Origin of the sequence: Halomonas huangheensis (genome assembly GCF_001431725.1) — a bacterium.
GTDB classification, from domain to species: domain Bacteria; phylum Pseudomonadota; class Gammaproteobacteria; order Pseudomonadales; family Halomonadaceae; genus Halomonas; species Halomonas huangheensis.
The window spans coordinates 4,158,972-4,171,838 of record NZ_CP013106.1 but is presented as its reverse complement, the minus strand read 5'-3'; the positions used below and the strand labels follow the sequence as shown (position 1 = coordinate 4,171,838).

Here is a 12,867-nt window from a genome sequence, read left to right as displayed (position 1 = left end):
TGATCGCTTAAGGAGCCTGCGATAAGACCGGTCATCACGAGCCACCAAGCGTGTGTCTGAATCGAGCGGTGGACGTGTGACTCGTCGCTGGGCATATGGCTGGGATAGACTCAGGGGATTGTGGTATTTGATTAGCCCCTGACGTTTCCAAGGAGTCCTGCATGCCCTTCCAACCTCGCTTCGCCGATGGACAGAGTTTTGATCACGCACTGGGCAAGGTGGTCTGCATTGGCCGCAACTATGCGGAGCATGCCCGCGAGCTGGATAATCCAGTGCCCGATGCTCCGCTGCTGTTCATCAAGCCAGCGACCAGTGTGGTAGCGCTGGAGGAACCGCTTGACGGGCCCTTCGCGCGCTCGGATGTGCATTTCGAGACCGAGCTGGCGCTGTTGATCGGCAAGCCATTGCGTGCCGCCAGTGCCGAGGAGGCGCAACAGGCCGTGGCGGGTGTGGGGCTGGCGTTGGATCTGACCCTGCGTGACGTTCAGTCGGCGCTCAAGAAGAAGGGCCATCCCTGGGAAATCGCCAAGGGCTTTGACGGATCCTGCCCGCTGTCAGTCTTTATCGCCCTGGAGGAGGTCCCCGAGTGGTCGGCGCTGGAATTCACGCTGGATATCGACGGGCAGCGCCGCCAGCATGGCAAGGTCAGCGATATGCTGTTCCCGATTCCGGTACTGCTGGCGGAGATGAGCCAGCACTTCACCCTGGAGCCCGGCGATGTGATTCTTACCGGCACCCCTGCGGGCGTCGGCAAGCTGGAGCAGGGCACAAGCCTGACATTCGAGCTGAAACTGCCGAATGGTGAAGCGCTGAGCGTGGCGACCCGGGTAACCGGCTAGCAAGCCCCACACCCGACCAGATCACGAGCCACGAGCGGTACCAGCATTTTACACCATGGTGCTCTCGTGGCTCGTGGCTCGTGGCTCGTGGCTCGTGGCTTATTTATTCGAGATAGGTGTAGCCATCGAGGCCCGCCGACAGGTCGTCGAGGAAACGGCGCTGTTCGGCGGCGTCGAGACGGCTTGCCGAGAGTTGGTGGCGTAGGCGGTCGCGCAGGACTTCGGCATTGAAGTTGACGTAACCCAGCACATCGGAGACTCGGTCGCCGCGTTGCATATGGCTCAGTACCCACTTTCCCTTGCTGTCCAGTGAGGCATCGACAGCATCGGTATCGCCAAACAGGTTGTGCAGGTCACCGAGAATTTCCTGATAGGCACCGACCAGGAAGAAGCCCAGCAACTGCTCTTCGCCTTCCTGCCACTCCGGCAGTGGCAGGGTGGTTTCAACACCCTGACCATCCACGTAGCCTTCGATCCGACCATCGCTGTCGCAAGTGATGTCCTGGATGATACCGCGGCGCTCCGGCTTGTGTTCGAGGCCGGTCAGCGGCAGCACCGGGAAGATCTGATCGATTGCCCATGCATCCGGTAGTGACTGGAACAGCGAGAAGTTGACGAACAGCTTGTCGGCGAGCTTCTCGGCCAGCTCATCGAGAATTTCACGGTGGGCACGGTTGCGGGGATCGAGGCGTTCACGCAACGCTGCGGAGGCCGCAAAGTAGACGCGCTCGCCTTCGGCGCGGGCGGTCAGGTCGGCCAGCCCCAGCAGAAAGCGATCATGCAGGTCGCCCATGTGTTGCACCAGGTCATGCCAGGACTCGACCAGCTCACGCGGTTCCGGGTTGTGCTCGAGGTACTCGTGTACCCGCCACAGCGCTGCCACCTCCGGATCATCCGACTGACGTTCCCCGGGTGGGTTGATGTCCACACGCTCTTCACCGATGACATTGGTCACCAGCACCGCATGGTGTGCGGTGAGCGCGCGTCCTGACTCGCTGAGCAAGTGTGGTTGTGGCAGTTCCTCAGCCTCACATATCTGACTGAAGGCGTAGACCACATTACGCGCGTACTCGGTCATCGAGTAGTTGACCGAACAGTCGCTGCGCGAGCGAGTGCCTTCATAGTCGACGCCGAGTCCTCCACCGACATCCACGGTATCCACCGGCGCGCCGAGCTGGCGCAGGAATTGGTAGAAGCGTGCGCATTCCCGCAGGCCGCGCTGAATGTCGCGGATATTGGCGATCTGCGAGCCGAGGTGGAAGTGCACCAGCTGCAGACTGTCCAGGTGTCCGGCGTTGTTGAGCGTTTCGATCACGCTGAGGATCTGGCCGGCGGTAAGGCCGAACTTGGACTTCTCGCCGCCGGTGCTCTGCCACTTGCCGCGACCCACTGAGGACAGGCGCGCGCGTAGGCCGATGCGTGGTGTGACACCAAGCGACTCGGCTTCTTCCAGGATCAACGGCAGCTCGGAGAGCTTCTCGACCACCAGATAGACGCGATGGCCAAGCTTCTCGCCCATCAGCGCGAGACGTATATATTCGCGATCCTTGTAGCCATTGCAGACGATCAATGATGAGCCATCGCCCGATAGCGCCAGCACCGCGAGCAGCTCAGGCTTGCTGCCGGCTTCCAGCCCGACGCGTCCACGACCACGCTCCTGGGTCGAGAGTATCTCCTCGACTACGCGCCGCTGCTGGTTGACCTTGATCGGATAGACCGCGGTGTAGCCACCGCTGAAGTCTTCCTCACTCATCGCCTGGTCGAAGGCCGCACACAGTTGCTCGACTCGATCATGCAGAATATCGGCGAAGCGAATCAGCACCGGCAGGCGCAGGCCCGCCTGACGCAACTGCTGGGTCAGCTCGACCAGTGGCAGGCTGGGTCCTTCGACACCGTCGCCAAGCGGTCTCACCAGTGCTTGTCCCTGGTGGTTGACGTCGAAGTAGCCACTACCCCATTGGTCGATGTTCCAGGTGCGGCGGGCACGGGTGACGGCATCAGGTGTGGTCTGGCTCACTCGGCATCTCCGGGATTGGGCAGCGGTAGCGCTCCATATTGAATACGCGCTAGCAGGATCTGGCGGAACTGTTCGGGGTCGTGAGGCGTCAGGTCATGCGCCGGCGGGTCAACATAGACCACCAGCAGACGTGATAGCCAGTAGCGCAGCGCGGTAAGGCGCAACATAAGTGGCCACAGTTCGCGCTCGTTGGCGTTCAGCGGGCGTTGTGCGAGGTAGGCACCGAGCAGAGCATCGTGACGAGCCGCATCGAGCCGTCCGTTGCTATCGGTGGCCCAGTCATTGATGACAATGGCCAGGTCGAACAATAGGTCGCCGGTACAGCCATTGTAGAAGTCGATGATGCCGCCGAGACGATCGCCATCGAACAGCGTGTTGTCGCGGAAGAGATCACCATGCAAAGCACCCTGGGGCAGCTCGGGGCTCTCGCCTAGCGTGGCCTGGTAGCCTTCCACTTCATCCTGCATCAGTGCCTGATCCTCTGGAGAGAGGTAGCCCAGCACCTTGTGATACATGGCGCTTAGCCAATGGATGTCACGCGGGTTGGGACGCTGTCCGGGGAAGTGCCGAGACACACGATGCAGGCGACCGAGGGCATCACCCAGAGCGCGACATTGCTCAAGGTTGGGGGCCTTGGGATGTGTGCCGGGCAGGCGCGGGAACAACAGCGCTGGACGATCGGCAAGCTCATGCAGGGCAATGCCCTCACGGTCATGAACCGGACCGGCCACCGGAATGCGGTGTTCGTCGAGGAAGTCGAGCAGTTCGACGAAGAAGGGCAATTCCTCGTGTTCACCCTGTTCGAACAGGGTCAGTACCAGCTCGCGTCGGTCGGTGGTGACGAAGAAGGTGCTGTTCTCGGTACCCGCGGGTACACCCTTGAGTTCGACCAGTTCGCCGACGTCGAAACGGCTGAGGAAACTTGCGACCTGTGCGTCGGCAAGCGGAGTGAATACGGCCATGTGTTGTCTCGCCCCGGAAAATCCAAGGGGGCTATTGTAGCGACTTCACCTGTGGTTGCACGCACTCGAGCAGGGGGATGGGCAGGATTTATTTCACCCAGTCGGGGATCTCGACGTTGTCACCTTGTTGGCGTTCGAAATTGCCGTTTCCGGTGCGGTCGACGAGAAAGTAGGAATTGCCGCCCCTGGGCTCGATGCGGATGGCATAAAGCTTGCCATTGACCCGGTACTCGCGGATGGTCTGGTCGGCTTCCTCACGCACATTGACATCCGGCTTGAGGTTCTGGGCCAGCACCGGCGTAGCCCCCACCAGAAGAGCGGTGGCCAGCATCAGCGCAGGGAACAATCGGGAAAGGGTCATGATTCTCTCCTCCACCAGACGGTGGGCGGGGTATGCATCAAGTGCATCACTATACGGCTATCCTGGTCTTCACTAAAGAGTCTTCACTAAAGAGTCTTCACTAAAGCGTCATCACGAAAGCGTCATCACAAAAGCGTCTTCGCAAAGCCGGGTACCTCCTTTGATGGATGCATATCAGTTGGGTGCGTATCATTAGTGGCAATCATGAAGGGATGGTGCTGTGGCGACTGCGTTATCGCACAGTGTTTCCCTTGGACTTCCCATGTCAATATCAGTTCAGAGACGTCGCTCATGGCCGCAAGCCCCATCGTCCTCGTCGACGGTTCCTCCTATCTCTACCGTGCCTTTCACGCCCTGCCACCGCTGACCACTTCTGAAGGGAAGCCGACGGGTGCCATCAAGGGTGTGATCAATATGCTCAAGCGCTTGCTGCGTGACTATCCCGGTAGTCCCATGGCGGTGGTCTTCGATGCATCCGGCAAGACATTCCGCGATGACCTGTACGCCGAGTACAAGGCACAGCGCCCGCCAATGCCAGACGATCTGCGTGCCCAGGTCGAGCCGTTGCATGCATGCATCAAGGCGCTGGGGTTGCCGCTGCTGTGTATCAAGGGCGTTGAGGCCGATGACGTTATCGGCACCCTCGCGCGCCTGGCCACCGAGCAGGGGCGTGATGCGGTGATCTCGACCGGCGACAAGGACATGGCGCAACTGGTCAATCAGCACATCACCCTGGTCAATACCATGAAGGATGAGACGCTGGACGTAGCAGGCGTCAACGACAAGTTTGGCCTGCCGCCAGAGTTGATCATCGACTATCTGGCATTGATGGGGGACAAGGTCGATAACATTCCCGGTGTACCGGGTGTTGGCGAAAAGACCGCGATTGGTCTGCTGCAGGGCATGGAAGGCGGTCTCGACACCATCTACGCCGACCTCGACAAGGTCACCACGCTGTCTTTCCGTGGCGCGAAGACCTTGCCGAAGAAGCTCGAGGAAAATCGCGAGCTGGCGTATCTGTCCTACCAGTTGGCGACCATCAAGACCGACTGTGAGCTGGACGTCGGGCTGGATGATCTGGCCATCGCCGAACCGGATCGCGAAGCACTCAAGGAACTCTACAAGCGCCTGGAGTTCAGGAACTGGCTGGAGGAACTGCTCAAGGGCCAGGACAAAGGCGTGGATGATGTCGCCGGTGGCACTCCGACACCGTCCGCCGAAGGTGACGCCGAGGAGGGCAACAACCAGCAAGGCTCCAGCAGTAGTGAGCGCCGGGACTGCGTGATCCTCGAGCAGACCGAATTCGATGAGTGGCTGACACGTCTGGGTAAGGCAGACGCCTTCTGTTTCGACCTGGAGACCACCAGTCTCGACTACATGGAGGCCGATATTGTCGGTGTTGGCCTGGCCATTGAGCCTGGTGAGGCGGCCTATATTCCGCTGGGGCACGATTATCTCGATGCCCCGGATCAACTGGACCGCAAGACGACGCTGGCAGCGCTGTCTGAAGTGCTCGGCGATGCCTCGATCACCAAGATTGGCCAGAACCTCAAGTACGATATCTCGGTGCTGGCGCGTCACGACATCACTGTTGCCGGGCCGCTGGTCGATACCATGCTGGAATCCTACGTGCTGGATTCCACTGCGACGCGCCACGACATGGATTCGCTGGCGCTCAAGTACCTCGGCGAAAGCACGGTGAAGTTCGAGGACATCGCCGGCAAGGGCGCCAAACAGTTGACCTTCAACCAGATCGCATTGGAACAGGCGGTTCCCTATGCCTGTGAGGATGTCGACATCACCTTGCGCTTGCACCATGAGCTGCGCCCTCGGCTGGAAAGGATCGGTCGTCTGGCCGAGGTGCTGGATGAGATCGAGCGCCCGCTGATTCGGGTGCTGTCGCATATGGAGCGCAACGGCGTAGCGTTGGATGCCGAGCTTCTGCATACCCAGAGCCGCGAGCTTGATACGCGCATCCGCGAGCTGGAAGCCAGGGCCTACGAATTGGCGGGGCGCGAGTTCAACCTCGGTTCACCCAAGCAGCTCGGCCAGATCCTGTTCGAGGAACAGGGTATTCCGGTGATCAAGAAGACGCCCAAGGGCGCGCCTTCAACGGCGGAAGCGGTGCTCGAGGAACTGGCGCTGGACTTCCCGTTGCCCAAGGTGATCATGGAACACCGTGGACTGTCCAAGCTGCGCTCGACCTACACCGAGAAACTGCCGAAACTGGTCAACAAGAGTACCAGGCGTCTGCATACCAGTTACCACCAGGCGGTGGCATCCACCGGGCGGTTGTCGTCTTCGGATCCCAACCTGCAGAACATCCCGATCCGTACCGAAGAGGGCCGACGGATTCGTCAGGCGTTCATCGCGCGTCCCGGCTACCGCATTGTGGCTGCCGACTACTCGCAGATCGAATTGCGCATCATGGCCCACCTGTCGGGCGACAAGGGCTTGCTCACCGCCTTCGCCGAGGGACGTGATATTCACTCCGCCACTGCCGCCGAGGTGTTCGGTGTGGCGCTGGACAAGGTCAGCTCTGACCAGCGACGTAGCGCCAAGGCGATCAACTTCGGGCTGATCTATGGCATGAGCGCCTGGGGACTGGGGCGTCAGTTGCATATCGAGCAGAGCCAGGCCAAGACCTATATCGAGCGTTATTTCGACCGCTACCCTGGCGTGGCACGCTATATGGAACGCATCCGCTCACAAGCGGCCGAGGATGGTTTCGTCGAGACGGTATATGGTCGTCGCCTCTATCTACCGGAGATTCATTCGCAGAACCGTGCTCGTCGTCAGGGCGCCGAGCGCACCGCGATCAATGCGCCGATGCAGGGTACCGCCGCGGACATCATCAAGCGTGCCATGATCGACGTCGATGCCTGGCTGACCGACAACGATGAGTTCGATGCCTGGATGGTCATGCAGGTACATGATGAACTGGTGTTCGAAGTGCGCGAAGAGCAGGCAGAGCCGTTCATGGCAGCGGTCAGCGAACGCATGCAGAATGCCGCGAGTCTGGATGTGTCATTGATTGTTGAGGCCAACCACGGCGCCAACTGGGATGAAGCGCACTAGGAACAGCGTTTACAAAGAGTCGCTTTCAAGAAGAGTGGCTGTTGGAAAGAGTCGCCTTTGAAGCAGGAGCCTCGTCGAGCTCGGGACCGATTCCCGCCTGGACTAGGCTCCTGCCTTGACGGGCGGTAGATGTGGCACGCTATCGATGACACCGAAGGTTTCCAGGCTGATCCAGACCAGGAAAAGCCCATACACCAGCAGCAGAATGACGGACTCTACGCGCGACAGCGTCATCTGGGTACGCATCATCAGGAACAGCATGATGGTGGCGAAGGTCAGCGCGGCCATCATCGGCGCAGCAACCGAAAAGTTGATCACGGCGACACCGGCAATCAACACACCGGCAGGGATGCAGACCAGCAGGTCAAAGGTATTGCTGCCCAGCACATTGGCGATGCTGGTGACACCGCGTCCGTGACGCGCGGCGCGAATGGACACGAAGGCATCGGGAACCGAAGTGCCTGCCGCGACCACCGTAATCCCCCACAGGAAGCTGGGCGTGTTGAATATCTCGCCGAAGTTGAGTGCCGCCTGTACCAACCCTTCGACCCCAGCAACGATGATCAACAGTGACAGCAGCAACCGCAACCATTCACGGCCCGGGCGAATATCGCTGATATCTTCATCGGACTCGTGATCCATGGTGTCCTGATACTGAACGAACAGGTAGAGCCCGTAGAGGGCGACAGGAATCAGAGCCAGCCAGCGTGTCATTTCACCCTGAATGGCACCGCCCATCGATGGATCGCTGACCGGGTAATAGATGACCGCGAAGGCAAAGGTCAGGGTCAGTACTGCGACCGCGATCATGTAGAACTGGGCTTCCTTGTAGACCAGATCACGGTTGGCCTGCAGTGGTGTTCGTGACGCTAGCCCGCTGAGCGCGGGAATGATCATGATATTGAACAACGCTGAGCCGACGATGGCGGCAACACCCAGTTCGAACTCGCCATGGACCAGGGTTGATATCACCGTGGTGGACAGCTCGGGAAAGCTGGAGCCTATGGCCACGACGACAGCGCCCTGCACGATTTCCGGTAGCCGATAGTAGGCCGACAGACGTTGGCTCGCGTTCTCCAGCAGGCCACTGCCTTTCCATATCACTCCAGTGGCAATAAGGGTGACAGCAGTCCAGAGTAGAATCGTCGGCATTCCTTGACCTTGGTCGATGAGCGCTTCCACCAGAGTAGCTGGAGTGGATGACGATGCAACCGCAGCGTCATCGTGCGCGCGGTGAACTACTGTGGCAGCTCGGCAGATGCTATGGTGTCAATCTGGCAATGTCATCAAGGTCGTGACGCACACGGCTATCGGTCGGAGACAAGGATATGACACGGGGAATCTTCATCAGGGCCAGTCTGGCCACGGCGGGTGTGTTGAGCCTGGCGGGGTGTGTTGCCACCGGCACTCCGGAGCGTGCGGCTGAGCTGTTCGACTGCGCCGCACTGGATCAGGCCGTCGCCAGTTCCGCAAACGGCTTCGAGGATATCAAGGGGCGCTTCAACGATACGCGCCTGACGCGTAGCTGGGACACTGATGTGCAGGCCTTCGATAACGCCTGTGTGATCACCTCGAGCAAGCGTCCCGATCACTACGTGTGCTTCGGGCGTATCCAGACCGAGGATCCACGCGGCGCGTTGGCGGTGGGTGGAGATGGCCTCGGCCAATGTCTTGGTAGCGATTGGGCTGCGACATCGGCAGATGACCGCATCCTGTTCAAGCGTGCTGGCACCGAGGCGGTTGTCAGTCTGGAAACCTTCGTCAATGATCGTGGCCATCGCATGGGAGCATTGAGCGTGTTCCAGAACGAAGCTGATGCTGCGCCCTTGCCTAGTGAGAATCCAGCCAGTGAGAATCCAACCAGCGAGCGTCCAGGTACACCGTAATGGGTTGGTATGGCGATGATCACACAGGGGCCCACGCCATTCAGCGTGGGCTCCCTGGTTTATGGTCGTAGTGCGGCGCCGCCAGGTCTGATGAGTTGTACAGCGGATGGCGTTGATTACCACGGCAGCATCAGGAAGATTCCGGAAACCAGCGCAAACAGCAATACGCCCTGGCGCAGTCGCCGCGCATCAATGCGTTGGTGTACAACGCGACTGGCGACGCTGCCGACCAGCAATGGCGGAACCAGTGCCAATGCCCACCAGAGTTGTTCTGCACTGACCTTGCCGGCCACCGCCAGAATGACCAGCGAGATCAGTTCTCCGACGAGAAAGCAGCAGGCGATGGTTGAGCGCAGCTCCGGTCCGGGGCGGTGTTGATAGAGCAAGGCCAGGGGTGGCCCGCCCACGCCAGTTGCCGTTTCGGTGACACCGGTGATCATGCCGACTGACACGCAGGCGCCGGGACCAGGGCGGAACACCGGTGCAAAAAGCGCTGCCAGTACGGCCAATACCGTGGATGCGCCAATCAACTGGTTGAGTCCCTCGGCGCTCAGGATCAGTAATACCCAAAGTCCCAGCAGGGTACCGGGTAGGCGCCCGACACTGATCCAGGCGCTGCCTTTCCAGTCGATGGCATCGCGTTCGCGGAGTGCCACAAACAGGTTGAGGGGCAACATCAACACCAGTAGTGCCACCGGCAGGAGTTGAGGTACCAGCAGTCCCATCACCGGAGCAACGATCAGCGCGAACCCTATACCAATGGCGCCCTGGACGAAGGCAGCGACCACCGTGGCCAAGGCCACGATGGCAAAGGTTACCGGTGCCATCATGGCCTGCCCTCGGTATGGGCTGAGCGATACTGGGCACGATGTTCCCGAGAGGTCGGGTGAACGCGCTGAATCGGTGCGCTGGAAATTGCTGCCGCTGCCGTTTCCCGGACTTCGGCCAACAGTGCTCGAGCATCCCAGTCACAGGGCCAGCCATGCAGCAGGCGCATTCTGCCCGCGGTGAATACCGCATCGATCTGATCACGATTCCCGTAGCGCACCAGTTCCCATGGGCGATCCCAGCTGGGTGTCATCTCAGGAACATCGAGATTGATCAGCAGAAAATCCGCGGCGAGCCCTTCGGCGATGCGGCCACATACGGTTCCCAGCCCCGTTGCATCGGCGGCAGCGGAGGTGGCCATATCGAGCCACTGCCAACCCCCGCCACAGGAACTGTCGCCCGTTGCCAGGCCGACGGTCAGGCGTTGGCTGGTCTCGGCAGCGTCCATCAGGCGGAAGCCATCACTGCGTGTACCATCGGTGCCCAGTCCTACGCGCAGCCCCAGGGCACTCATCTGCAGTGCCGGAGCCACCGCGTTGCCCTTCCAGCTGCTGGCGACAGGGTTGAATGCCACAGCGGTATCGGTATCTCGCAGCAGGTTCAGCTCATCGGGAGTGACCAGGGTGGCATGGGCGATCAGTGTCTGTGGCCCCAACGCCCCTACGGCGTGCAGGTGTTGCAAGGGCCTCTGACCGCGTGCAACCAGCGAACGCTCTACTGCCTGAAGGTGTTCATTGACGTGGCTCTGGAAAATAGCGCCATGCTCGGCACAAAGTGCCGACGCATCGTGGAGCATGTCATCGCTGGCGGCTTCAGGTATGGATATGGCCAATGAAGGATGGATCAGCGCCGACCCCTCCCAGCGCCTGAAGTGTGACTCGGCACGCTCCATGATCTGTTGACGAGGAGGACGGGTGGCGCTACCTCCCCGGTCATTGCAGATCATACCCAGCACACAGCGCAGGCCGCTTTCTTCGACTGCCCTGGCCAGCGCGTCCATCTCTCCGGCGGAGCGGGTCCCTGCATCCACCGCGGTGGTAAAGCCACCGCGTAATGCCTCTAGCGCAGCCAGTCTGGCGCTGAGATATAGCATGCGTTCGTCGAGACTGGATTCCAGCGGGACCCAGATACGGCGAAAGATCTCGGAAGGTTCGCCAAATACCAGTGATTTGCCCAGCGATTGCGTCAGGTGGTGATGGCTATCGATGAAGCCCGGCATCAACAGGTGTGATGGCAGCTCAATCGCCTTCAGGTGTGGCAGTCGCTCACGCAATTCGGTGACCGTGCCAATAGTCGCGAAGCGGCCATCGACGATATGTACGGCCATACCAGTCACCGCTTGTCCATCGAGTAGTACTTCTCGGGGTAACAGCAGCAGTTCCTCGGCGTCGAAATGACTGGCGGAGAGCGTCGGGGATGAACTGGTGACATGCATCAGCGGGGTTCCTGGTCGTTTGTGGCGGTGACGGGACTGGGGCGACGTGAAGCGGTGCGGCCTACACACTGGAACAGGATATTGACCAGTACCGCGGTCAGGGTGCCCATGGCGAGTCCATTGCCCAGAATGATCTGCAGATGTTGGGGAAAGTCGGAGTAGAAACCGGGGACGACGATGGGCAGCAGGCCCATGGCCAGCGCCGAGGCGAGGGTGTACAGATTGCCGTGCTCGTTGAGGTTCACTCCGCGCAGGATATTGATGCCCATGGCACCGATGATGGCGAACACGATTACCGCTGTGCCGGCCACGACGGGTGTGGGAAGGGTGGCGGCGAAGTGTCCGAGTGGGGCGATGAGAGCAATGATGATCAGCAGGATGCCGGCCGCCACGGTGACATACCTTGAGCGCACGCCGGTGGCGCGAACGATGCCAATGTTCTCACCACTGGTGATGATCAGTGAGGTACCCAGACACCCACCGAACAGTGAGCCCAGGGCGTCGGCGCGAATGTTGCGTGGCACCAGCGCGTGGGCATCGCCCTGCTTGCCGACGATCTCGGCGGTGGCCAGCGTTTGCCCGGTGGCTTCGGTCATCGATACCACGCTGAAGATGATCAGCGGCAGTGAAGCGATGATGTCGAACTTTGGCATGCCAAAGGGAAACAGCTGTGGCAAGGCAATCCAGGTGGAGCTATTCAGTCCACTGATATCCATGGCGCCACAGGCAGCCGCGATCAGGGTTCCTATGATCAGCCCCAGCATTACGGATATTCGGCGTAGAACGCCTCGGCACAGGCGAGCGCAGAGCACGATGGCGGCGATGGTCGCCAGCGCCAGCAGAATATCCGAGCTTGCCGCAAACTGAGGGCTATCGGTCTTGCCGGTAATCAGACCGCCAAAAATCTTCACCAGGTTGACTGCGACCAGCAACAGCATGGTGCCGATCACGATGGGAGGAAAGAAGCGCAACAGGCGAGTGAAGAAGGGCAGGGCGAGGAAGTAGAACAGTCCGGTGAGAATCACTGCTCCGGTGGCAGTCTGCATGTCCGTCGCCTGGGCGATGGCCAGGAAGATTACGATGGGAGCTCCACCGGGTACCTGCACAAAGGGCAGGCGGGCGCCTATGCCCCAGGGACCGAAGGATTGCAGCAGAGTTCCTAGACCACAGGCCAGAAAGGTGGCACTCATCAGCGGCACGGTAATTTCGGTACTGAAGCCCATGGCCTGTCCGACCAGGAATACGGCGGTAATCGGGGCGGCCGCCATCACCAGCACATGCTGAAAGCCAAACAGCATGGCGGTATGCCAGGGCAATCGCTCGTCGACGGGATCAGGGGTAGCGGAGTCCAACTGGGACATTGGGTTACCTCTTTGTTGTTGTAGATATTTCAGGCGCAATACCTGAGGTGAGTCAGCAAGACTACCTGGCAAGCTAGCGCTGAAAGTCTGTACTGGTCCA

At 60.2% G+C, this 12,867-nt stretch carries 10 protein-coding genes; 3 read left to right on the top strand and 7 right to left on the bottom strand.

Translation table 11 applies throughout. The annotated features are described in order from the left end of the window. Positions 1-161: 161 nt before the first annotated feature. Positions 162-839 carry a fumarylacetoacetate hydrolase family protein gene (locus AR456_RS18055; protein WP_021817912.1) on the top strand — a complete coding sequence of 226 codons (678 nt, stop codon included), beginning with the start codon at positions 162-164 and terminating at the stop codon, positions 837-839. Between the two features lie 103 nt (positions 840-942). On the opposite strand, the gene speA is transcribed toward AR456_RS18055, so the two are convergent. From speA to AR456_RS18040, 3 genes are all read right to left on the bottom strand, one after another. After that, positions 943-2,856 carry a biosynthetic arginine decarboxylase gene (gene speA, locus AR456_RS18050; RefSeq protein WP_021817913.1) on the bottom strand — a complete coding sequence of 638 codons (1,914 nt, stop codon included), beginning with the start codon at positions 2,854-2,856 and terminating at the stop codon, positions 943-945. Continuing rightward, a complete protein-coding gene (locus AR456_RS18045) occupies positions 2,853-3,818 on the bottom strand; it encodes a homoserine kinase (protein WP_021817914.1) in 966 nt (321 codons plus the stop codon). The genes speA and AR456_RS18045 overlap by 4 nt, the downstream gene beginning before the upstream one ends. Positions 3,819-3,906: 88 nt before the next feature. After that, positions 3,907-4,179: a DUF2782 domain-containing protein gene (locus AR456_RS18040; protein WP_021817915.1), complete on the bottom strand. Its 273-nt coding sequence runs from the start codon at positions 4,177-4,179 to the stop codon at positions 3,907-3,909. A gap of 291 nt (positions 4,180-4,470) precedes the next feature. On the opposite strand from AR456_RS18040, the gene polA reads away from it, so the two are divergent. After that, on the top strand, positions 4,471-7,257 hold the full coding sequence (polA, locus tag AR456_RS18035) for a DNA polymerase I (RefSeq protein WP_021817916.1): 2,787 nt from the start codon (positions 4,471-4,473) through the stop codon (positions 7,255-7,257). 102 nt (positions 7,258-7,359) lie between these two features. On the opposite strand, the gene AR456_RS18030 is transcribed toward polA, so the two are convergent. After that, positions 7,360-8,409 (bottom strand): sodium:calcium antiporter, encoded by a 1,050-nt coding sequence (locus tag AR456_RS18030; protein WP_021817917.1) that lies wholly within the window; start codon positions 8,407-8,409, stop codon positions 7,360-7,362. Positions 8,410-8,585: 176 nt separating this feature from the next. On the opposite strand from AR456_RS18030, the gene AR456_RS18025 reads away from it, so the two are divergent. Next, positions 8,586-9,143: a hypothetical protein gene (locus AR456_RS18025; RefSeq protein ID WP_021817918.1), complete on the top strand. Its 558-nt coding sequence runs from the start codon at positions 8,586-8,588 to the stop codon at positions 9,141-9,143. A 116-nt stretch (positions 9,144-9,259) separates the two neighbouring features. Here the strand turns inward: AR456_RS18025 and AR456_RS18020 are convergent, their stop codons facing one another. The 3 genes from AR456_RS18020 to AR456_RS18010 are packed head-to-tail and all read right to left on the bottom strand — an operon-like array spanning position 9,260 to position 12,767. Continuing rightward, positions 9,260-9,973, bottom strand: coding sequence for a sulfite exporter TauE/SafE family protein (locus tag AR456_RS18020; protein ID WP_021817919.1), 714 nt, complete (start codon positions 9,971-9,973; stop codon positions 9,260-9,262). After that, positions 9,970-11,406: an amidohydrolase family protein gene (locus tag AR456_RS18015; RefSeq protein ID WP_021817920.1), complete on the bottom strand. Its 1,437-nt coding sequence runs from the start codon at positions 11,404-11,406 to the stop codon at positions 9,970-9,972. Before AR456_RS18015 ends, AR456_RS18020 begins: the two co-directional genes overlap by 4 nt. Continuing rightward, positions 11,406-12,767 (bottom strand): uracil-xanthine permease family protein, encoded by a 1,362-nt coding sequence (locus AR456_RS18010; protein ID WP_021817921.1) that lies wholly within the window; start codon positions 12,765-12,767, stop codon positions 11,406-11,408. The genes AR456_RS18015 and AR456_RS18010 overlap by 1 nt, the downstream gene beginning before the upstream one ends. Positions 12,768-12,867: the final 100 nt, after the last annotated feature.

Bases quoted from the DNA above. Each gene is read 5' to 3' on its own strand.
- polA (WP_021817916.1), top strand. From the start codon at position 4,471: ATGGCCGCAAGCCCCATCGTCCTCGTCGACGGTTCCTCCTATCTCTAC.
- AR456_RS18040 (WP_021817915.1), bottom strand. From the start codon at position 4,179: ATGACCCTTTCCCGATTGTTCCCTGCGCTGATGCTGGCCACCGCTCTT.
- AR456_RS18020 (WP_021817919.1), bottom strand. From the start codon at position 9,973: ATGATGGCACCGGTAACCTTTGCCATCGTGGCCTTGGCCACGGTGGTC.
- AR456_RS18010 (WP_021817921.1), bottom strand. From the start codon at position 12,767: ATGTCCCAGTTGGACTCCGCTACCCCTGATCCCGTCGACGAGCGATTG.
- AR456_RS18025 (WP_021817918.1), top strand. From the start codon at position 8,586: ATGACACGGGGAATCTTCATCAGGGCCAGTCTGGCCACGGCGGGTGTG.
- AR456_RS18045 (WP_021817914.1), bottom strand. From the start codon at position 3,818: ATGGCCGTATTCACTCCGCTTGCCGACGCACAGGTCGCAAGTTTCCTC.
- AR456_RS18015 (WP_021817920.1), bottom strand. From the start codon at position 11,406: ATGCATGTCACCAGTTCATCCCCGACGCTCTCCGCCAGTCATTTCGAC.
- AR456_RS18030 (WP_021817917.1), bottom strand. From the start codon at position 8,409: ATGCCGACGATTCTACTCTGGACTGCTGTCACCCTTATTGCCACTGGA.
- AR456_RS18055 (WP_021817912.1), top strand. From the start codon at position 162: ATGCCCTTCCAACCTCGCTTCGCCGATGGACAGAGTTTTGATCACGCA.